Source organism: Pseudomonas sp. TWP3-1 (genome assembly GCF_049896625.1).
Classification (GTDB): Bacteria; Pseudomonadota; Gammaproteobacteria; order Pseudomonadales; family Pseudomonadaceae; genus Aquipseudomonas.
In genome coordinates, this window is record NZ_JAFCUQ010000010.1 from 86,006 (window position 1) to 107,420 (window position 21,415).

13 protein-coding genes are annotated in these 21,415 nt (G+C 60.2%); 7 read left to right on the top strand and 6 right to left on the bottom strand.

What is annotated here, in order from left to right; translation table 11 throughout:
- Window positions 1–185: 185 nt before the first annotated feature.
- Together rlmKL and ACP7BN_RS15550 are read left to right on the top strand one after the other, a co-directional pair.
- Window positions 186–2,456, top strand: coding sequence for a bifunctional 23S rRNA (guanine(2069)-N(7))-methyltransferase RlmK/23S rRNA (guanine(2445)-N(2))-methyltransferase RlmL (rlmKL, locus tag ACP7BN_RS15545; RefSeq protein ID WP_426205121.1), 2,271 nt, complete (start codon window positions 186–188; stop codon window positions 2,454–2,456).
- A gap of 145 nt (window positions 2,457–2,601) precedes the next feature.
- The gene (locus tag ACP7BN_RS15550; RefSeq protein WP_426205122.1) at window positions 2,602–4,986 is read left to right on the top strand and encodes a sensor domain-containing diguanylate cyclase; all 2,385 of its coding nucleotides are present in this window, start codon (window positions 2,602–2,604) and stop codon (window positions 4,984–4,986) included.
- 127 nt (window positions 4,987–5,113) lie between these two features.
- Here ACP7BN_RS15550 and dacB read toward each other — a convergent pair whose 3' ends face one another.
- Window positions 5,114–6,574 carry a D-alanyl-D-alanine carboxypeptidase/D-alanyl-D-alanine endopeptidase gene (gene dacB / locus ACP7BN_RS15555; protein WP_426205123.1) on the bottom strand — a complete coding sequence of 487 codons (1,461 nt, stop codon included), beginning with the start codon at window positions 6,572–6,574 and terminating at the stop codon, window positions 5,114–5,116.
- Between the two features lie 234 nt (window positions 6,575–6,808).
- On the opposite strand from dacB, the gene ACP7BN_RS15560 reads away from it, so the two are divergent.
- Window positions 6,809–7,153: a YggL family protein gene (locus ACP7BN_RS15560; RefSeq protein ID WP_420648798.1), complete on the top strand. Its 345-nt coding sequence runs from the start codon at window positions 6,809–6,811 to the stop codon at window positions 7,151–7,153.
- Window positions 7,154–7,209: 56 nt separating this feature from the next.
- Here the strand turns inward: ACP7BN_RS15560 and ACP7BN_RS15565 are convergent, their stop codons facing one another.
- Complete coding sequence (locus ACP7BN_RS15565; RefSeq protein WP_426205124.1) at window positions 7,210–8,400, bottom strand: benzoate/H(+) symporter BenE family transporter; 1,191 nt, start codon at window positions 8,398–8,400, stop codon at window positions 7,210–7,212.
- A gap of 407 nt (window positions 8,401–8,807) precedes the next feature.
- Between ACP7BN_RS15565 and ACP7BN_RS15570 the strand changes: the two genes are divergently transcribed.
- The gene (locus ACP7BN_RS15570; protein ID WP_426205125.1) at window positions 8,808–9,572 is read left to right on the top strand and encodes a GntR family transcriptional regulator; all 765 of its coding nucleotides are present in this window, start codon (window positions 8,808–8,810) and stop codon (window positions 9,570–9,572) included.
- Between the two features lie 91 nt (window positions 9,573–9,663).
- On the opposite strand, the gene guaD is transcribed toward ACP7BN_RS15570, so the two are convergent.
- From guaD to xdhA, 4 genes are all read right to left on the bottom strand, one after another.
- The gene (gene guaD / locus ACP7BN_RS15575) at window positions 9,664–10,968 is read right to left on the bottom strand and encodes a guanine deaminase (protein ID WP_426205126.1); all 1,305 of its coding nucleotides are present in this window, start codon (window positions 10,966–10,968) and stop codon (window positions 9,664–9,666) included.
- A gap of 13 nt (window positions 10,969–10,981) precedes the next feature.
- A complete protein-coding gene (gene xdhC / locus ACP7BN_RS15580; RefSeq protein WP_426205127.1) occupies window positions 10,982–11,839 on the bottom strand; it encodes a xanthine dehydrogenase accessory protein XdhC in 858 nt (285 codons plus the stop codon).
- Window positions 11,840–11,980: 141 nt separating this feature from the next.
- Complete coding sequence (gene xdhB / locus ACP7BN_RS15585; protein WP_426205128.1) at window positions 11,981–14,380, bottom strand: xanthine dehydrogenase molybdopterin binding subunit; 2,400 nt, start codon at window positions 14,378–14,380, stop codon at window positions 11,981–11,983.
- Entirely contained in the window at window positions 14,373–15,827 is a 1,455-nt protein-coding gene (gene xdhA / locus ACP7BN_RS15590; RefSeq protein ID WP_426205129.1) for a xanthine dehydrogenase small subunit, read from the bottom strand. The genes xdhB and xdhA overlap by 8 nt, the downstream gene beginning before the upstream one ends.
- A gap of 266 nt (window positions 15,828–16,093) precedes the next feature.
- Between xdhA and ACP7BN_RS15595 the strand changes: the two genes are divergently transcribed.
- From ACP7BN_RS15595 to zipA, 3 genes are all read left to right on the top strand, one after another.
- The gene (locus ACP7BN_RS15595) at window positions 16,094–16,753 is read left to right on the top strand and encodes a GntR family transcriptional regulator (protein ID WP_420648791.1); all 660 of its coding nucleotides are present in this window, start codon (window positions 16,094–16,096) and stop codon (window positions 16,751–16,753) included.
- A gap of 2 nt (window positions 16,754–16,755) precedes the next feature.
- Window positions 16,756–20,244, top strand: a complete 3,489-nt coding sequence (gene smc / locus ACP7BN_RS15600; RefSeq protein WP_426205130.1) for a chromosome segregation protein SMC — start codon at window positions 16,756–16,758, stop codon at window positions 20,242–20,244.
- Window positions 20,245–20,504: 260 nt separating this feature from the next.
- Entirely contained in the window at window positions 20,505–21,368 is an 864-nt protein-coding gene (gene zipA / locus ACP7BN_RS15605; RefSeq protein WP_426205131.1) for a cell division protein ZipA, read from the top strand.
- Window positions 21,369–21,415: the final 47 nt, after the last annotated feature.

The following is a 21,415-nucleotide window of genomic DNA, read 5'->3' on the forward strand; positions in this document are numbered from 1 at the left end:
GCTTTGAGTCATTTTGTTGCTTCAACTTTTTTCTCTGTCCCGGCATCTAAGCTCTTTAATTCGAGCAGCAGGGATGGAACGGCACACCTTCGTGCCACGCGGGCGCTCTCACAGAAAAGCGCCTGATTGAAAACCGGATCGGCAATGCGTTGCCGGTTCACTCAGCCAAAGGCTCTGAAATTCCAATGTCCGATCAATTCGAAATCTTCCTCACTTGCCCCAAAGGCCTTGAAGGCCTGCTGATCGAGGAAGCCGTCGGGCTTGGCCTTGAAGACGCACGCGAGCACACCTCTGCTGTGCGTGGCATGGCGACCATGGAAACCGCCTATCGCCTGTGCCTGTGGTCGCGCCTGGCCAACCGCGTGTTGCTGGTGCTCAAGCGCTTCGCGATGAAAGATGCGGAAGACCTGTACCACGGCGTGCTCGACGTCGAGTGGCAGGATCACATGCTCAGCGACGGCACCCTGGCCGTCGAGTTCAGCGGCCACGGCTCGGGCATCGACAACACGCACTTCGGCGCGTTGAAAGTCAAAGACGCCATCGTCGACAAACTGCGCACCCCGCAGGGCGACCGTCCGTCGATTGACAAACTCAATCCGGACCTGCGCATTCACCTGCGTCTGGATCGCGGCGAAGCGATTCTGTCTCTCGACCTGTCCGGCCACAGCCTGCACCAGCGCGGTTACCGCTTGCAGCAGGGCGCTGCACCGCTGAAGGAAAACCTCGCGGCAGCGATCCTGATCCGTTCCGGCTGGCCGCGCATTGCTGCCGATGGCGGCGCGCTGGCTGACCCGATGTGCGGTGTCGGTACGTTCCTCGTCGAAGCCGGCATGATTGCCGCCGACATGGCACCGAACCTGCGTCGCGAGCAGTGGGGCTTCACCGCATGGCTGGGTCACGTGCCGGCGCTGTGGAAAAAGCTGCACGAAGAAGCGAGTGAGCGCGCCGCTGCCGGTCTGGCCAAGCCACCGCTGTGGATTCGCGGTTATGAAGCCGACCCACGCCTGATTCAGCCAGGCCGCAACAACGTTGAACGTGCCGGCCTCAGCGAGTGGATCAAGATCTACCAAGGCGAAGTCGCGACCTTCGAGCCGCGCCCGGATCAGAACCAGAAAGGTCTGGTGATCTGCAACCCGCCGTACGGCGAGCGTCTCGGTGACGAAGCCAGCCTGCTGTATCTCTACCAGAACCTTGGTGAGCGTCTGCGTCAGGCCTGCCTGAACTGGGAGGCCGCGGTGTTCACCGGCGCGCCGGAACTGGGCAAGCGCATGGGCATTCGCAGCCACAAACAGTATTCGTTCTGGAACGGCGCGTTGCCGTGCAAGTTGCTGCTGATCAAAGTCACGCCTGATCAGTTCGTCACTGGCGAGCGTCGCACTCCGGAGCAACGTCAGGCCGAACGCGAGCAAGCCGAGTACGATCAGTCGCCGGACGAGCCGCAAGAGCGCAAGTTCAACAAGAACGGCAACCCGATCAAACCTGTGCCGGCCCCGGCGCCAGTGGTCGAGCAGGCGCGTTTGAGCGAAGGCGGGCAGATGTTTGCCAACCGTCTGCAGAAAAACCTCAAGGCACTGGGCAAGTGGGTCAAGCGCGAAGGCATCGATTGCTACCGCGTCTACGATGCGGACATGCCGGAATACGCCATGGCCATCGACCTGTACCACGACTGGGTGCATGTGCAGGAATACGCTGCGCCGAAGTCGATTGATCCGGAAAAAGCTTCGATTCGCATGTTCGATGCACTGGCGGCTATTCCGCAGGCGCTGAACATCGACAAGAGCCGCGTCGTGGTCAAGCGCCGCGAGCGTCAGAGCGGCACCAAGCAGTACGAGCGCCAGGCGGCGCAGGGCAAGTTCAATGAGGTGACCGAGGGCGGCGTCAAGCTGCTGGTCAACCTGACCGACTACCTCGACACCGGGCTGTTCCTCGACCACCGTGCGATGCGTCTGCGCATTCAGAAAGAGGCGGCTGGCAAGCGCTTCCTCAATCTGTATTGCTACACCGCGACCGCCAGTGTGCACGCGGCCAAGGGTGGCGCGCGCAGCACCACCAGCGTCGACCTGTCGAAAACCTACCTCGACTGGGCGCGCCGCAACCTGTCGCTGAACGGTTTTTCCGACAAGAACCGTCTGGAGCAGGGCGACGTGATGGCGTGGCTGGAAAGCTGTCGCGAAGAGTACGACCTGATCTTCATCGATCCGCCGACCTTCTCCAACTCCAAGCGCATGGAAGGCATTTTCGATGTGCAGCGCGATCAGGTGCAGTTGATCGATCTGGCGATGGCGCGCCTGGCGCCGGGCGGGGTGTTGTACTTCTCCAACAACTTCCGCAAGTTCCAGCTCGAAGAAAACCTCGCCGAGCGTTACGCGGTCGAGGAAATCAGCGCACAGACCATTGATCCGGATTTCGCGCGCAACACCAAGATCCACCGCGCCTGGAAAATCACGGCTCGTTGACACTCTGAGCACCTGGATCCACAGAGCCTTGATTCTTAAAGGCTCGTGGATCCGTTCAGTGCTAGCAAAGTTAGTGGCTAATAGCTATAAATCTACTCACGGCCTAGGGGGTTTCTCCGAAACTCTGGCGTAGTGAGTTGCCTTTATGTCGTTGCACCCCGTACGCCCGAAGATTCTGGGTTTTATCAGTGAAGACGTCTCGGCCTGGCTGGTCGCGCTGCTGGTATTGCTCGCCGGCGGGATTCTTACGGGGCTGCTCGCCTGGGCCACGCTCAATCAATTCAATCAACAATTGCGTCAGCGCTTTCAGCTACTGGCGAATGAGCGTTACAGCCGCATCGAAGAGCGTTTTCAGGATCAGGAGCAGCGGCTCGACAGCCTGCGCCGGTTCTTCGCCAACTCCAAATCGGTGTCCCGCGCCGAGTTCGACGGTTACACCCATCCTTTATTACTGCGTACCCAAGCCTATTCGTTCGCTCTGCGAGTGAGCGGTGCCGAGCGCGCGCAATTCGAGCAGCAGGTGCGCGACGAAGGTTTGAGCAACTTCAGCGTGCGTGAGCTCGATGCTCAAGGGGCGCTGCAAATTGCCGCTGCCCGTGATGAATACGTGGTCGTGCTGTACAGCCAGACCCAGAGTCGGCTCGGCTCGCCGCTGGGTTATGACCTGCTGGCGCAGCCGCTGCGCCGCTCGACCCTGGAACGCGCCGATCACCTCGGTAGCCTGGCGGTGTCGCAACCGATGCATCTGGTGAGCATCGAACCGGCCTACGCGCGCGGCGTGCTGCTGGTGGCGCCGGTGATTCGCGAAGGTGAGCAGAAGTCCTTCGGCTACGTGATGGCGGTGATCAGCATGCGTCAGTTGCTCGCCGATGGACTGCCGGATGCGTTCCACGATTACCTGTCGGTGCGCATTCTCGATCTGTCGACCAGCGACGAGCATGAAGCGCTGTTCGAATCGAGCAACGCGCCGGCCCCGAGTGATCTGTCGGCCACGCGCCTGTTGCGCATGGCCGATCACGACTATCAGGTGGATATCGCGCCGAGCGAGGCGTTCGTTCAGGCCAATCATTCGTCGATCAGCAGTGTGGTGGTGCTCGGCGCGCTTCTGAGTCTGCTGCTCAGCGCGCTGTTATATGTGCTGGTCAGCCAGCGTCAGCGCGCCTTGCGGCTGGTCGAGCAGCGCACGCAAGAGTTGCACGCCAGCGAACAGGAACTGCGCGGCACCCACGGCCAACTACGCGGTGTGCTGAACGCGGCGACCCAAGTGGCAATCATCGCCACCGACCTGCGCGGGGTGATCAGCACCTTCAACCCCGGCGCCGAACAGATGCTCGGCTATCGCAGCGAAGAAGTGGTCGGCCGCATGACCTTGGAGAACCTGCATTTTCCCCGTGAGCTGATCGCGCGCGCGGCGGAATTGAGCGCGCGCTACGGTAAAACCATTCCGACCTGTCAGGCGATGCTGGTCGAGGGCGGCGAAGTCGGCGGCCATGAGGCGCGCGAGTGGACGCTGATCTGCAGTGACGGCAGCCATCTGCCGGTGAACATGCTCGCCACCCCGCTGCTGGATGAGCAGGGTTTGTGGGTCGGGCATCTGGCGATCTGCATCGACATCACCGAACGTAAACGCGTGCACGAAGCCCTGGCGGCGCGCGACGTGCTGCTGAAAAAGCTCAGCGCCCACGTTCCCGGCGGCATCTACCAGTTCAAAATGGAGTTCGACGGGCGCTTCAGCGTGATCTACGCCAGCGACGGCATCCGCGAGATCTACGAGCTGGAGCCGGACGTGTTGCTGTTCGACGCCGAGGCGATCTTCACCCGCATTCATCCGCAGGACACCGTTCGCGTGCGTTCCTCGATCCGCACTTCGGCGGCGAACCTCAGCCCGTGGCGCGAGGAATATCGCGTGCAACTACCGAGTCGCGGCCTGCGCTGGGTGCGCGGCGAGGCGACGCCGGAAGAGCTGCCGGGCGGCGGCGTGTTGTGGCATGGCTATATCTCGGACATCTCTGACCTGAAACGCGTGGAGGAAGAACTGCGCGCGTTGTCGGTGACTGATTCGCTGACCGGGATTCACAACCGGCGCTACTTCCAGGAACGCCTGACCACGGAAATGGCGCGGGTCGAGCGTGGCGGCGGTGAATTGTCGGTGATCATGCTCGATATCGACCACTTCAAACGCATCAACGATCAGTACGGACATGCCGTGGGCGACCGCGTGTTGCAAGCGGTGTGCGAGCGCATTGGCCATCGGCTGCGCCGGACGGATGTGTTCTGCCGCTTGGGCGGCGAGGAGTTCATGGTGTTGTGCCCGGACATCGATGGCGAGCATGCCTACATGTTGGCGGTGGAGTTGTGGCAGGGGTTGCGCAGCGAGCCGGTCGATGTGGTCGGGGTGGTGACGGCGAGTTTCGGCATCGCCAGTTGGCGAGTGGGCGAGGGCGCGGATGCGTTATTACTGCGCGCCGACTCCGGCGTGTATGCCGCCAAGCAGCACGGGCGGGATCGGGTTGAGCGGGAGATGAACTGAAATTGAGCACGGCGCAAATCCTGTGGGAGCTGGCTTGCCAGCGATAGCGTCCGTCCAGCCAGCACATGTAGTGACTGACAAACCGCCATCGCGGGCAAGCCCGCTCCCACAGTGTTTTGTGGTGTGGTTACAAAACTGACGCAGTCTGTGCCAATCGCGGCTGTTTATACAGATCCAGCAGCACCTGATCCAGCACCGACGACGCGCCAAACGGAGCTTTGTCGTTGAGGATCGCCACCACCGCCCAGGTGTTGCCATTCACATCACGGCTGAAACCGGCAATCGCCCGCACGGTGTTCAGGGTGCCGGTCTTGACGTGGGCTTCGCCGCGCATTGCGGTGGTCTTCAGGCGTTTGCGCATGGTGCCGTCGGTACCGGCAATCGGCAGCGAGCTGATGTACTCGGCGGCGTACGGGCTGTGCCACGCGGCTTGCAGCATGGCCGCCATTTCACGGGCGCTGACGCGTTCGGCGCGGGACAGCCCGGAACCGTTTTCCATCACCAGATGCGGCGCGGTGATGCCTTTCTTCGCCAGCCACTGACGCACGACGCGTTGCGCAGCCTTGGCGTCGTCGCCGTCGGCATCGTTGCGGAATTTCTGACCGAGGCTGAGGAACAGCTGCTGGGCCATGGTGTTGTTACTGTATTTGTTGATGTCGCGGATGATCTCCGCCAGATCCGGCGAGAACGCCCGGGCCAGCACTTTGGCGCTGCTCGGGGTTGGCGCCAGACGATCGCGGCCCTGAATGCTGCCGCCCAGTTCCTTCCAGATCGCGCGCACGGCGCCAGCGGTGTAAGTCGCGTGATCAAGCAGCGACAGGTAAGTCTGCGAGCTGCAGCCATCGCCCAACTGACCGGCCACGGTCACGGTCACGCTGCCATCGGCTTGCGGCACCGGGTTGTAGCGCACGCCGCCAGTGCATTGCTTGGAGTTGATCGCTTTGACGGTGTTTTCAATTTTGATGCTTGCAATCGGCGGCTCGACCGAAATCAGCACGCGGCCGCCGTCATTGCGCGCAACAAAGCGCAGAGCCTTGAGGTTGACCAGCAGCGAGTCGGGTTTGACCAGGAACGGTTTGTTCTCGTCATTGCCGTCGTCGTTGAATTCCGGCAGTTGCGGCTGCACGAAGAAGCCGCGATCCAGCACCAGATCCCCGGTGATCTGAGTTACGCCGTTGGCGCGCAGGTCGCGCATCAGCAGCCAGAGTTTTTCCATGTTCAGCTTCGGATCGCCGCCACCCTTGAGGTAGAGGTTGCCGTTGAGAATGCCGCCGCTCAGGTCGCCGTCGGTGTAGAACTCGGTTTTCCACTGGTGATTGGGGCCGAGCATTTCCAGCGCTGCGTAAGTCGTGACCAGCTTCATGGTCGAGGCCGGGTTGACCGACACGTCGGCGTTGTACACGGTCGGGTTGCCCGGACCATCGAGTGGCACCATCACCAGCGACAGCGCGTTGGGCTGCAGCTTGCTGGCTTTCAGGGCTTTTTCGACGTTGGGGGTCAGGGCAGTGTTGATGGTGGCGGCGGAGACAGACAGGGCCAGCGGCATAAGAAGGCCGGCGAGGAGCAGAGGACGCAACGATTTGATCATATGAAATAAAACCCTACAGCCGAGGGGAAAAAAGACGAGGACATGGATGAAAAAGCCCTCAGTGGTCATGAAAGTGTCGGCATTATGCCCCAAGGTGTTACCGCTTGTGCCCGATCCGGGGCGGCTAATCGGCGATTTTTTTACGGGCGGTCACACGCACGTCCCACAGAGACGGGCAAAACGCGGCTTAAACTGCTAAAGTGCCGGCCGTTATTACTTAAGAGGATTGTTCCAATGGCGACTAACCGTTCCCAGCGTCTGCGCAAAAAACTGTGCGTCGATGAATTTCAAGAGCTGGGTTTCGAACTGAACCTGGACTTCAAAGAAGACTTGTCCGAAGAAGCCATTGACGCTTTCCTCGAAGCATTCATCAAAGAAGCCATGGAAGCCAACGGTCTGGGTTATGTTGGCGGCGATGACTTCGGTCTGGTTTGCCTGCAGAAGCGTGGCTCGGTCAACGAAGAGCAGCGCGCTGCTGTTGAAGCCTGGCTGAAATCCCGCACTGAGCTGACCGGTATGACCGTCAGCCCGCTGCTGGACGTGTGGTACCCGGAAACACCGGTCAACGCGGCAAAGTGATGTAATGAAAAACGGCGACCCAAGGGTCGCCGTTTTTTTTGCTGGATCTTTCGCTTTCAGGCTTTACGCCAATTCAGAATCACCAGCGTCAACACCCCCGCGACAATCCCCCAAAACGCCGAACCGATGGAAAACAGCGTCAGCCCCGACGCCGTGACCATGAAGGTAATCAGCGCCGCTTCGCGCTCCTTGACCTCGGTCATGGCAATGCTCAAACCATTGATGATCGAACCGAACAGTGCCAGCGCGGCAATCGACAGCACCAGTTCTTTCGGCAGCGCAGCAAACAGCGCCGCCAATGTTGCGCCGAACACCCCGGCGATCCCGTAGAAAATCCCGCACCACACCGCAGCGGTGTAGCGCTTGTTGCGATCCTCATGCGCATGCGGCCCGGTGCAGATCGCCGCACTGATCGCCGCGAGGTTGATGCCATGCGAACCGAACGGCGCCAGCAGCAGCGAGGCGATGCCGGTGGTGGTGATCAGCGGCGAGGCCGGGACGTTGTAACCGTCGGCGCGCAATACGGCGATGCCGGGCATGTTCTGCGAGGTCATCGCCACCACGAACAGCGGGATGCCGATGCTGATGGTTGCCGCGAGCGAGAAGTGCGGCGTGGTCCACACCGGCGTCGCCACTTCCAGATGAAAAGCGCTGAAGTCCAGCAGCCCCATGAAGCCCGACAGCGCGGTGCCGATCAGCAACGCGGCAAGCACTGCATAGCGCGGCGACAGACGCTTCACCACCAGATAAGTGAAGAACATCCCCAGCACCAGCCCGGTGCGGTGCTGCGCGGCAACGAAGATTTCGCTGCCGATCTTGAACAGAATCCCCGCCAGTAACGCGGCCGCCAGCGATGCCGGAATCTTTTTCACCAGCCGTTCGAAACTGCCGGTCATACCGCAAATGGTCACCAGCACCGCGCAGGTGACATAGGCGCCAATCGCTTCGCCATAACTCACGCCGCCGAGGCTGGTGATCAGCAATGCAGCGCCGGGCGTCGACCAGGCAATCGTGATCGGCGTGCGGTAGCGCAGCGACAGGCCGATCGAGCAAACGGCCATGCCAATCGAAATCGCCCAGATCCACGAGGAAATCTGCCCGCTGCTCAGGCCCGCCGCTTGCCCGGCCTGGAACATCAGCACCAGTGAACTGGTGTAGCCGGTCATCATCGCAATGAACCCGGCGACGATGGCCGAGGGCGAAGTGTCCGCGAAAGGGCGCAGGCGCGTGTGGGTGATGTCGTTCATGACAGCGGTGTTCCTTGTTTATAGAAGCAGTGAATCCAACAGGTTTTTATGCCTGGCTCAGCTTTTGTGGCGAGGGAGCTTGCTCCCGCTGGGTTGCGAAGCAGCCCCAATGCAGGCATCGCCGTAGTGTCAGCCAGACCGCGTCAAAGGTTTACGACTGCTGCGCAGCCGAGCGGGAGCAAGCTCCCTCGCCACAATGTTGCGTGGCGGCAGTTTTGGTTTTCAAGCCTAAACTCAAACGTAACGGAGCGTTGCAATACAGCGGAAGTCACAAACAGCCGTACAGTCGTGTTGCCACCATCCATTGTGTACAATCGGCGTGTTTTTTACGCGATACTTGCCAGCGACCTACTGTGCCGTATTACAGTCACGGTCTATTCGCCGCAGTTCTTCCGACTCGAGTGCCCATGAACGAACAGTTGCAACCCCTCAAGAAACAACCGCGAGCAGGCAAAGCCGGCCGCACCGGCACCCAGGACGATATTGTCTACGCGCATATCTTCGAGGCCATCCTCGAACAGCGCCTGGCGCCCGGCACCAAGTTGAGCGAAGAAGCGCTGGGGGAAATTTTCGGGGTCAGCCGCACCATCATTCGCCGCGCACTCTCGCGTCTGGCCCATGAAGGCGTGGTGTTGTTGCGGCCCAATCGTGGCGCCGTGGTTGCCAGCCCGAGCGTCGAAGAGGCGCGCCAAGTGTTCCTCGCCCGCCGTCTGGTAGAGCGCGCGATCACTGAGCTGGCGGTGCAACACGCGACGGCTGAAGAAATTGCCGAACTGCGGCAAATGGTCAACGACGAACGCGACAGCTTCTCCCGTGGTGATCGCGGCGCCGGTATCCGTCTGTCGGGTGAATTCCACCTGAAACTGGCAGAAGCGGCGAAGAACGCACCGCTGATCAGCTTCCAGCGCAGCCTGGTTTCGCAGACTTCGTTGATCATCGCGCAGTATGAAAGCGGCAACCGTTCGCACTGTTCCTACGACGAACACACCCAGTTGATCGACGCTATCGAAGCGCGCAACGGCGAGTTGGCGGTGGATCTGATGATGCATCACATGGATCACATCGACAGCAAACTCAACCTCGATGAGGAAAGTGCGTCGGATGATCTGCATGCGGTGTTCTCGCATTTGTTGCAGACCAAGAAGCCGGGGCGCCCGAGCGCGAAGCTTTAAAGTAGACCGACTTGCCAGCGATGACAATCCAACAGGCACAAAAAATCCCCCGGACTGAGCAGTACCGGGGGATTTTTTTGTCCGCAGAAAACTAGCGCTGATGCACCAACGCACCCGCGGCATAGGTCTGGGCAACCGTCCGGTCATCGCCCAGCGTCATCAACACAAACAACGTCTCGGCAATGTTGTTGGCCTGCTTCAAGCGATAGCTCAACAGCGGCGTGGCGTTGTAATCCAGCACCAGGAAGTCTGCGTCGCTGCCCGGCTGCAGATTACCGATCTTGTCCTCCAGACGCAGCGCACGCGCACCGCCCAAAGTCGCCAGATACAACGATTTGAACGGGCTCAAACGCGCACCCTGCAACTGCATCACTTTGTATGCTTCATTCAAGGTCTGCAGCAGCGAGAAACTGGTGCCGCCGCCAACGTCAGTCCCGAGGCCGACATTGACTTTATGCTTCTCGGCCATCGGCAGATTGAACAAACCGCTGCCGAGGAACAGGTTCGAGGTCGGGCAGAAGGCGATCGCTGAACCGGTCTCTGCCAGGCGCGCGCATTCGTCGTCACACAGGTGCACGCCGTGGGCGAACACCGAGCGCTCGCCGAGCAACTTGAAGTGATCGTAAACGTCGAGATAGCCCTTGCGCTCCGGGAACAGCTCCTTGACCCACTCGACTTCCTTGAGGTTTTCGCTGATGTGGGTCTGCATGTACAGATCCGGGTACTCGCCGAGCAATTGACCAGCGAGGGTCAACTGTTCCGGGGTGCTGGTCGGGGCGAAGCGCGGCGTCACTGCGTAGTGCAGACGACCTTTGCCGTGCCAGCGCTCGATCAACGCCTTGCTGTCGACATAGCTCGATTCCGGCGTGTCGGTCAGATAGTCCGGCGCATTGCGATCCATCATCACCTTGCCAGCGATCATGCGCAGGTCGAGCTTCTCGGCGGCTTCGAAGAACGCGTTCACCGATTGCGGATGCACGCTGCCAAACACCAGCGCGGTGGTGGTGCCGTTGCGCAGCAGTTCCTTGACAAAAATGTCGGCAACTTCGTCGGCGTGGGCCTTGTCGGCGAACTGGCTTTCGCACGGAAAGGTGTAGGTGTTCAGCCAGTCGAGCAGTTGCTCGCCGTAGGCACCGACCATGCCGGTTTGCGGGAAATGGATGTGCGTGTCGATGAAGCCGGGGGTGATCAGCGCATCCTGATAGTGGTTGATCTCGATGTCCGCCGGCAGAGTCGGCAGCAGGTCACTGGCGTGGCCGAGGGCGCTGATCTTGCCGTCATCGACCACCAGCAGACCGTCCTCGAAATATTCGTAGGAAGCTTCGATGCCGACCTCGGCGGGGTCGGCAATGCTGTGCAGGATGGCGGCGCGGTAGGCTTTGCGAGTCAGGGGCATGAGGGTTCTCTGATCAATTTGAGGCTTTGAGTTTTGTGGCCTGACTGCGCCGCGAAACCGGCAGCAGTTTGGCAATCGGTTCGGCGCTGGCAGTCTGCTGGCCGAAATTGGCGTTGTAGGTGGCGATGATTTCGCCGGCAATGGAGATGGCGATTTCCACCGGCAACTTGCCTTTGACTTCGCCGATGCCCATCGGGCAACGCATGCGCTGCACGACGCTGGCGTCGAAGCCACGGTCACGCAAACGGTGTTCGAACTTGGCGCGTTTGGTCTTCGACCCGATCAGGCCGAACCAGGTGAAGTCGTTGCGTTTGAGGATCGCGGCAGTCAGTTCCAGATCCAGTTGATGGTTGTGGGTCATGACGATGCAATAGCTGCCGGCGGGCAGGTCGTCGACTTCGTCCACCGGTTCTTCGCTGACGATTTTACGTACGCCGTGGGGAATCTGCGCGGGGAATTCGTCCTCGCGCGAATCGATCCAGCGCACCCGGCATGGCAGGCTGGCGAGCAAGGGTACCAGCGCGCGGCCGACGTGGCCCGCACCGAATACCGCGATTTGCGCCTGTACCTGGCCCATTGGTTCGAACAGCAACACCGTGGCGCCGCCGCAGCACTGGCCAAGGCTGGCGCCGAGGCTGAAGCGTTCCAGATGCGTGTCCTGCTTGCCGCTGGCGAGCATCTCGCGGGCGATCTGCATGGCTTTGTATTCCAGATGCCCGCCACCGATGGTGTCGAAAGTCTGGCGAGCGCTGACGACCATCTTCGAGCCGGCGTTGCGCGGCGTCGAGCCGAGCTCTTCGATGATCGTCACCAGAACACAGGGCTCGCCCTGGTTCTGCAGGTCGGCGAGGGCGTCGATCCAGTTGTACATATTCACCTCGACATCTTCGTTGTCTGTTCGGGCCTCATCGCTGGCAAGCCAGCTCCCACAGTGTTTTATGGTGTCCACAAAATTGGGATTCCACGCCAAACCTGTGGGAGCTGGCTTGCCAGCGATGGCCGCGATGCGGTTTTAGAGTGAAGCCAACTCGGTTTCAGCTTCGACGGTTTTCACCGCTTTGAGCTGGCGCATCTGCTCACACCCCCACAACACTCGCTCCGGAGTCGCCGGCGCATCAATCTTCGGCTGATGCTTATAGTCAGCGAGACTGGCCACCGCATCCTTGAGCGCACACCACGCCGCAATCCCGAGCATGAACGGCGGCTCACCGACCGCTTTTGAATGGAACACCGTGTCTTCCGGGTTCTTGCGGTTTTCCACCAGCTTTACCCGCAGGTCCAGCGGCATGTCCGCCACCGCCGGGATCTTGTAGCTGGCCGGGCCGTTGGTCATCAGCTTGCCCTTGTTGTTCCACACCAGCTCTTCCATGGTTAGCCAGCCCATGCCCTGCACGAAACCGCCCTCGACCTGACCGATATCGATGGCCGGGTTCAGCGAAGCGCCGACGTCGTGCAGGATGTCGGTGCGCAGCATTTTGTACTCGCCGGTCAGGGTGTCGACGATCACTTCACAGCACGCCGCGCCGAAGGCGAAATAGTAGAACGGCCGACCACGCGCCTGGCTGCGGTCGTAGTAGATTTTCGGGGTCTTGTAGAACCCGGTGCTCGACAGCGAAACCTGATTGAAATACGCCAACTGGATCAGCGCTTCAAAGGTCAGGATGTGATCGCGAACCCGTACATGGCCATTGTGAAATTCCACATCTTCTTCGCTGACCTTGAAGTGGCGGGCGGCGAATTCGATCAGCCGTTGCTTGATGATTTCTGCCGCATTCTGCGCAGCCTTACCGTTAAGGTCAGCACCGCTGGAAGCCGCGGTCGGTGAGGTGTTAGGCACCTTGTCAGTGTTAGTCGCGGTGATCTGCACCCGATCCATTTCCACCTGAAACACTTCGGCCACGACTTGCGCGACTTTGGTGTTCAGACCCTGGCCCATCTCGGTGCCGCCGTGGTTCAGATGGATGCTGCCGTCGGTGTAGACGTGGATCAGCGCGCCGGCCTGATTGAGGAAGCTCGCGGTGAAGGAAATACCGAATTTCACCGGGGTCAGCGCGAGGCCTTTTTTCAGAATCGGGCTGTTGGCGTTGTAGCGACGGATCGCTTCGCGGCGCTCGTAATACTGGCTGCTTTCTTCCAGTTCGGCGGTCATCTCTTCGAGCATATTGTGCTCGACGGTCTGGTAGTAATGCGTGACGTTGCGCTCGGTCTTGCCGTAGTAGTTGGCCTTGCGCACCGCCAGTGGATCGAGGTTCAAGTGGCGGGCAATCGCGTCCATCACTTCTTCGATGGCGACCATGCCTTGCGGGCCGCCGAAGCCACGGTAGGCGGTGTTCGACGCGGTGTTGGTCTTGCAGCGATGACCATTAATGGTCGCGTCGCCGAGGTAGTACGAGTTGTCCGAGTGGAACATCGCGCGGTCGACAATTGATGCCGACAAGTCCGGCGAGCAGCCGCAGTTGCCGGCCAGATCCATGTTGATCCCGTGCAGGCGCCCGGTGCTGTCGAAGCCGACGTCGTACTCGACGTAGAACGGGTGACGCTTGCCAGTCATCAGCATGTCTTCGACGCGTGGCAGGCGCATCTTGGTCGGCTGGCCGGTGAGGTGCGCAACCACCGCGCACAGGCACGCCGGGCTGGCGGCTTGAGTTTCCTTGCCACCGAAACCGCCGCCCATGCGGCGCATGTCGACGACGATTTTGTTCATGGATACGTCGAGGACTTCGGCCACCAGTTTCTGCACTTCGGTGGGGTTCTGTGTGGAGCAGTAGACGATCATGCCGCCGTCTTCGGTGGGCATCACCGAGGAAATCTGCGTTTCCAGATAGAAATGCTCCTGGCCGCCGATGTGCAGCGTGCCTTGAATACGATGTTCGGCAGTCGCCAATGCGCCGGCCGAGTCGCCGCGCTGATGGGTGTGGCTGTCGAGCACGAAATGGCGTTTGCGCAGGGCTTCGACCACGTCGAGTACCGGCTCCAGATCTTCGTATTCGATGATCGCGGCCATCGCGGCTTTGCGCGCGGTTTCGAGATCTTTTGCGGCCACGGCCAGCACTGGTTGACCGACGAATTGCACGTCGTCAATCGCCAGCAGAGGATCGCCCGGCAGCAAAGGGCCGATGTCTTTCAGGCCCGGCACGTCTTTGTGGGTGATGGCGATGCGCACGCCTTCGAAGGCGTAGCACGGCGTGGTGTCGATGCTGATGATTTTCGCGTGGGCGCGATCCGACATGCGTGCATAAAGGTGCAACTGGTTGGGAAATTCGAGCCGGTCATCGATGTACTGCGCTTCACCGGACACATGCTTGGCCGCGCTGTCGTGCTTGACGCTGCGGCCGACACCGCTGGTCAGATCCTTGGCGAACAGTTCGGCCAGTTCAGCCTGGGTTTTTTCTACGCCGTGATGGTTAGACATAAGCGGTCACCCGAGTCTCGATGTGCGGTGTTTGCAGTTCGATGAAGTATTTGCGCAGCAGATTCTGCGCGCTGAGCAGGCGATATTCCTTGCTGGCGCGGAAGTCCGAGAGCGGGGTGAAATCTTCTGCCAGCGCGGCGCAGGCGCGTTCGATCACGGCGTTGTTGAACGGCTGGCCGAGCAGCACGGCTTCGCAATGCGCCGCACGTTTCGGGATCGCGGCCATGCCACCGTAGGCGACGCGGGCGTCAGCAATTACGCCGTTTTCCACGCGCAGATTGAACGCGGCGCACACCGCAGAAATGTCATCGTCCAGACGCTTGGAAACCTTGTAGGCGCGGAACAGTTGTTCCGCGCTGGCACGCGGCACGATGATCTTCTCGATGAACTCGCTTTCCTGACGCGCAGTGACGCGGTAGTCGATGAAATAGTCTTCGAGGTTGAGCGTGCGGCGGACTTCGCCCTTGCACAGCACGATCTGCGCGCCGAGGGCGATCAGCAGCGGCGGTGAGTCACCGATCGGCGAGGCGTTGCCGATGTTGCCGCCGAGGGTGCCTTGGTTGCGGATCTGCAGCGAGGCGAAGCGATGCAGCAATTCGCCGAAATCCGGGTACTCGGCGTTCAACGCTTCGTAGCAGTCGGAGAGGGCGGCAGCGGCGCCGATTTCGATGCGATCATCGAATGTCTCGATGCGCTTCATTTCGGCGACGTTGCCGACGTAGATCATCACCGGCAACGTGCGGTGAAACTGGGTGACTTCCAGCGCGAGGTCGGTGCCGCCCGCCAGCAGGCGTGCTTGTGGATAAGCGTCGTAGAGATCGGCCAGATCGGCGACCGTCAGCGGCACCAGGCAGCGCTTGTCGCCGCTGTTGAGTTCGCCGATATCGGTGGGCGCGATGGCTTTGAGGCGGTCTATGGTCTCGGCTTCGCGAGCATCAAACTGATCGGGTTGCTTGCCGCAGCAGGATTGTTCGGCGGCGGCCAGAATCGGTCGGTAGCCGGTGCAGCGGCAGAGGTTGCCGGCCAGCGCTTCGTGGGCCTTGGCATGATCCGGCGCATCGCTGTTCTTTTGCAGCGCGAACAGCGACATCACAAAACCCGGAGTGCAGAAGCCGCACTGCGAGCCGTGGCACTCGACCATGGCTTTCTGCACGCTGTGCAGTTCGCCCTGATGTTTGAGGTCTTCGACGCTGATCAATTGCTTGCCGTGCAGCGACGAAACGAAGGTCAGGCACGAATTGAGGCTGCGATAGCGAATGTGCTCGCGACCGTCGTCATCCGTTTGCAACTCGCCGACCACCACGGTGCAAGCGCCGCAGTCACCGCTGGCGCAGCCTTCTTTGGTACCGGATTTGCCCACGTGTTCACGCAGGTAATTGAGCACGGTCAGGTTCGGGTCCAGGGCGTGCTCGCTACGGAGTTCCTGGTTTAGTAAAAACTGGATCACGGAAGGCCTCGCAGACTCATTATTGTTGTTAAGCGACTTGAACCGAATTTAGCAGCTCTGACTTTTCGGTCAATTGTTTTCTGACTTAAAGGTCAAGAAAATCGGCTTTGTCGATAAACAACCTGTCTATTCAGTATTGACCTTGTATCGATCCCCTGCTTTTTTGCGGGATTCGTGCCAAAAACCGCTGTGCGGGCACTCCGCCATGACCGCGCATTGCGCTACACTGCGCCGCTTGTGCAGATCGAAGAGTTTGAAGGACAACCATGACGTTCAAGGCGCCGGACAGCCTCGCCGAGCAAATTGCTCACCACCTCGCCGAACGAATCATTCGTGGCGAAATGAAGCCGGGAGAGCGCATCCAGGAACAGAAGGTCACGCTGGCGCTCAACGTCAGTCGCGGTTCGGTCCGTGAAGCCTTGCTGATCCTCGAACGCCGGCACCTGATCGCGATCCTACCGCGCCGTGGCGCGCACGTTACCGAACTCACGGCGCACAAGGTGCAGAGCCTGTGCACGCTGATGAGCGAGTTGTACATCCTGCTCGGTAACTCGGTGGCCAACGGCTGGCAAGTCCAGTCCGACATGGCGCCGTTCGTGCAGATCCAGCAGCGTCTGGCCGCCAGCTACGAGCGTCAGGACATCCGCACCTTCGTTGACGACAGCTTCAACGTGATGCGCGCCGCGTACCCGTTCGCCAACAATCCGTACCTGCAAGAAACCGTCGAGAACCTGCAACCGGCCATGAGCCGTGCGTATTTCCTCGCCCTCGAACAGCGCAAAGCCGAGATGAGCGAATTTCTCGAACTGTTCGAACGCTTGCTCGCCGCCGTACTCGCCCGTGATTTGCCGCAGATCCGCATCGTGTTGACGGCTTACGCCCAGCGCAGCTGCGATCTGGTGGTGTCCGCCCTGACGGTTGCCTGACCTTGCGGCTCAAGTGCATCAAACTGGCGGGATTCAAATCCTTCGTCGACCCGACCACGGTGAACTTCCCCAGTAACATGGCGGCGGTCGTCGGGCCGAACGGTTGCGGCAAGTCGAACATCATCGACGCCGTACGTTGGGTGATGGGCGAAAGTTCGGCGAAAAACCTGCGTGGCGAATCGATGACCGACGTCATCTTCAACGGTTCGACCAGTCGCAAACCGGTGAGCCAGGCGAGCATTGAACTGGTCTTCGATAACTCCGACGGCACGCTGATCGGCGCCTACGCGGCATACGCCGAGATCTCGATCCGGCGTAAAGTCACTCGCGACAGCCAGACCACTTATTACCTCAACGGCACCAAATGCCGTCGCCGCGACATCACCGATATCTTCCTCGGCACCGGCCTCGGCCCGCGCAGCTACTCGATCATCGAGCAGGGGATGATCTCCAAGCTGATCGAATCCAAACCGGAAGATCTGCGCAACTTCATCGAAGAAGCGGCGGGGATCTCCAAGTACAAAGAGCGGCGGCGCGAGACTGAAAACCGTATCCGCCGCACTCACGAAAACCTCGCTCGTCTGACTGACCTGCGCGATGAACTCGAGCGTCAACTCGAGCGCTTGCACCGCCAGGCCGAGGCCGCGAAGAAGTATCAGGAATTCAAGGGCGAAGAGCGTCAGCTCAAGGCGCAACTGTCGGCGCTGCGCTGGCAGGATCTGAACGATCAGGTCGGTCAGCGCGAAGCGATCATCGGCACCCAGGAAATCAGTTTCGAAGCGCTGGTCGCCGAGCAACGCAACGCCGATGCGGCCATCGAACGCCTGCGCGACGGGCACCATGATCTGTCGGAGCGCTTCAATCTGGTGCAGGGGCGCTTCTATTCGGTCGGTGGCGACATCGCCCGCGTCGAACAGAGCATCCAGCACGGCCAGCAGCGTTTGCGCCAATTGCAGGATGATCTGAAAGAAGCCGAGCGCGCGCGACTCGAAACCGAATCGCACCTGGGCCACGACCGCACGTTGCTGCTGACCCTCGGCGAAGAGCTGGATCAACTGACGCCCGAGCAGGAAATCACCAGCGCCGCTGCTGAAGAAGCCGCCGCCGCGCTGGAAGATGCCGAAACCACCATGCATGGCTGGCAGGAGCAATGGGACACCTTCAACCTGACCGCCGCCGAGCCACGGCGTCAGGCCGAAGTGCAGCAGTCGCGCATCCAGCAGTTGGAAACCAGCATGGAGCGCCTCGCTGATCGGCAAAAACGTCTCGGCGAAGAAAGCGCGTTGCTCTCGGCCGATCCGGAAGACGCGGCGATCATGGAGCTCAGCGAACAACTCGCCGAGTCCGAAGCCACCCTTGAAGATTTGCAGACCAGTGAAGAAGCGCAGGTCGAAAAACTCGAACAACTGCGTCAGGAATTGCAGCAAGCGCTCACCGCGCAGCAGCAGGCGCAAGGCGATTTGCAGCGGCTCAACGGTCGCCTCGCATCGCTCGAAGCCTTGCAGCAAGCCGCGCTTGATCCGGGCACCGGCACCGCCGAATGGCTGAAGGAGCACAACCTCGCCGAGCGTCCGCGTCTGGCTGAAGGCCTGAAGGTCGAGGCCGGTTGGGAGCTGGCGGTGGAAACCGTGCTCGGCGCCGATCTGCAAGCGGTGCTGGTGGATGATTTCGACGGCTTCGATCTGTCCGGTTTCAGCCAAGGCGATTTGCGCCTGCTCAGCCCGGGCAACGATGGCGTGCGCGTGCCCGGCAGTCTGCTCGACAAGGTCGAAGCACAGATCGATCTGTCGCCGTGGCTGGGTCAGGTCAAACCGGTCGACAGTCTTGAGCAGGCGTTGGCCCTGCGCGGTCAATTGGCTGCCGGACAAAGCCTGATCAGCCGCGACGGTTACTGGATCGGCCGGCATTTTCTGCGGGTGCGCCGTGCCAGCGAAGCCGAAAGCGGCATGCTCGCGCGCGGTCAGGAAATCCAGGATCTGCATCTGGAACGCGAAGAGCGCGAAGCCACGGTCGAGGCCATGGAAAACCGCTTGCAGACCCTGCGCGCGCAACAGCGTCAGCAGGAAAACGGTCGTGAACATTTGCGCCGCTTGCTGCAAGACGAAGCGCGTCAGCAAGGTGAATTGAAAGCCCAGTTGTCCGCCGGCAAAGCCAAGGCTGAGCAACTGACGCTGCGTCGCAAACGTCTCGATGAAGAACTTGTCGAGCTGGGTGAGCAGCGCGCGCTGGAACACGAAAACGTCGGCGAAGCGCGCATTCAATTGCAGGACGCCCTCGACGCCATGGCGCTGGATACCGAGCAACGCGAATTGCTGCTGGCTCAGCGCGACAGCCTGCGCGAACGCCTCGACCGCGTGCGGCAGGAAGCGCGCCAGCACAAGGATCACGCCCATCAATTGGCTGTGCGTCTCGGCTCGCTACGCGCGCAACACGACTCCACGCGTCAGGCGCTTGAGCGTCTGGAAATGCAGGCCGAACGCCTCACCGAAAAACGTGAACAACTCAGTCTGAACCTGGAGGAGGGCGAGGCTCCGCTGGAAGAGCTGCGCCTGAAACTGGAAGAGTTGCTCGACAAACGCATGAGCGTCGACGAAGAACTCAAGACCGCGCAAATTGCCATGGAAGATGCCGATCGCGAATTGCGCGACGCGGAAAAACGCCGGACTCAGGCCGAACAACAATCGCAATTGATCCGTGGCCAGCTCGAACAGCAGCGCATGGAATGGCAAGCCCTGACCGTGCGTCGCAAGGCCTTGCAGGATCAACTGCTGGAAGACGGTTATGACTTGCACGGCGTGCTCAATACCCTGACCGCCGAGGTCAGTGAAAAGGACGCCGAAGAAGAACTTGAGCGGATCAATGCGCGGATTCAGCGTCTGGGCGCGATCAACCTCGCGGCCATCGACGAATACACGCAACAGTCCGAGCGTAAACGTTATCTGGATGCGCAAAACGCCGATCTGGTGGAAGCGCTGGAAACGCTGGAAAACGTCATTCGCAAGATCGACAAGGAAACGCGTAACCGTTTCAAAGATACCTTTGATCAGATCAATGGCGGATTACAGGCGCTTTTCCCAAAAGTTTTCGGTGGTGGCCGCGCGTATTTGGAACTGACGGGCGAAGATCTACTCGATACAGGGGTGACGATCATGGCGCAGCCGCCCGGAAAGAAGAACAGCACCATCCATTTGCTCTCCGGCGGCGAAAAAGCCCTGACCGCGTTGGCCTTGGTATTTGCCATCTTCAAATTGAATCCGGCGCCGTTCTGCATGCTCGACGAAGTTGACGCACCGCTGGATGACGCTAACGTTGGACGCTACGCACGCTTGGTCAAAGAGATGTCGCAGACCGTGCAGTTCATTTACATCACCCACAACAAGATCGCCATGGAAATGGCTGATCAATTGATGGGTGTAACGATGCACGAACCGGGTTGTTCGCGGCTGGTAGCAGTGGATGTCGAGGAGGCGATGGCGATGGTGGATGCCTGAGCCGGCGCGCTGTCGGAAAAGGTATTTGAGGTTTGTAGGACTTTTTTACCGCATTCGACTGGCTGGCCAATCGACATATTCGCGCAAGCCAATGAGACAGACGGTGTAAAGTTGCCTTTGGTCGTGCTAGTTTAATGTCAATTTTTCGTATACGTGGGCAAAACGCCTGTCAGAACATAGAGTTGGCGCCACGTTTTAAAGCGGTTTGCGCAGTGTAAACCCCTTATTTTTCAGCATTTTTTATAGAGGCACGGGATTAAATGGAAATCGGTCTGCGCGAGTGGCTGATCGTCATCGGCATCATAGTGATTGCCGGTATTCTTTTCGATGGCTGGCGCCGTATGCGCGGCGGCAAGGGAAAACTGAAGTTCCGTCTTGACCGAAGTCTGTCCAATTTGCCGGACGAGGACACCAGCGCCGAGCTGTTGGGCCCGTCTCGCGTACTGGATAACCATAAAGAGCCGCAACTCGACGAGCATGATCTGCCGTCGGTGAGCATGCCGGCCCGTGAAGCGCGTGAGCCACGTGAATCCGCTTCCAAGCGTGGCAAACGCGGCGCCAATGGCCCGGCGCAGGGCGACCTGAATCTTGATCTGGATCTGAACGACGGCCCGAGCTTCAGCAGCCGTGATGACGACTTTGTCCACGACGCCAAGCCAGCACCGGCAGCTGTGGAAAAAGATCAGCCACAAGCCGAAGAAGTCTTGGTGATCAGCGTGATCTGCCGCGACGCCGCCGGCTTCAGAGGCCCGGCGCTGTTGCAGAACATTCTGGAAAGCGGTCTGCGTTTCGGCGAGATGGATATTTTCCACCGTCACGAAAGCATGGCCGGCAACGGCGAAGTGCTGTTCTCCATGGCCAATGCGGTCAAGCCGGGTATTTTCGATCTGGACGACATCGACCATTTCAGCACCCCGGCAGTGAGCTTCTTCCTCGGCCTGCCAGGCCCGCGTCATCCGAAGCAAGCCTTCGACGTGATGGTCGCTGCAGCGCGCAAGCTGTCGCAGGAACTCAACGGCGAACTCAAAGATGACCAGCGCAGCGTTCTGACCGCGCAGACCATCGAGCACTACCGCCAGCGCATCGTCGAATTCGAACGCCGCGCCTTGACCCAGAAGCGTTAAGACCGCAGTTGTGGCGAGGGAGCTTGCTCCCGCTGGGCTGCGAAGCA

Bases quoted from the DNA above. Each gene is read 5' to 3' on its own strand.
- rlmKL (WP_426205121.1), top strand. From the start codon at position 186: ATGTCCGATCAATTCGAAATCTTCCTCACTTGCCCCAAAGGCCTTGAA.
- ACP7BN_RS15550 (WP_426205122.1), top strand. From the start codon at position 2,602: ATGTCGTTGCACCCCGTACGCCCGAAGATTCTGGGTTTTATCAGTGAA.
- dacB (WP_426205123.1), bottom strand. From the start codon at position 6,574: ATGATCAAATCGTTGCGTCCTCTGCTCCTCGCCGGCCTTCTTATGCCG.
- ACP7BN_RS15560 (WP_420648798.1), top strand. From the start codon at position 6,809: ATGGCGACTAACCGTTCCCAGCGTCTGCGCAAAAAACTGTGCGTCGAT.
- ACP7BN_RS15565 (WP_426205124.1), bottom strand. From the start codon at position 8,400: ATGAACGACATCACCCACACGCGCCTGCGCCCTTTCGCGGACACTTCG.
- ACP7BN_RS15570 (WP_426205125.1), top strand. From the start codon at position 8,808: ATGAACGAACAGTTGCAACCCCTCAAGAAACAACCGCGAGCAGGCAAA.
- guaD (WP_426205126.1), bottom strand. From the start codon at position 10,968: ATGCCCCTGACTCGCAAAGCCTACCGCGCCGCCATCCTGCACAGCATT.
- xdhC (WP_426205127.1), bottom strand. From the start codon at position 11,839: ATGTACAACTGGATCGACGCCCTCGCCGACCTGCAGAACCAGGGCGAG.
- xdhB (WP_426205128.1), bottom strand. From the start codon at position 14,380: ATGTCTAACCATCACGGCGTAGAAAAAACCCAGGCTGAACTGGCCGAA.
- ACP7BN_RS15595 (WP_420648791.1), top strand. From the start codon at position 16,094: ATGACGTTCAAGGCGCCGGACAGCCTCGCCGAGCAAATTGCTCACCAC.
- zipA (WP_426205131.1), top strand. From the start codon at position 20,505: ATGGAAATCGGTCTGCGCGAGTGGCTGATCGTCATCGGCATCATAGTG.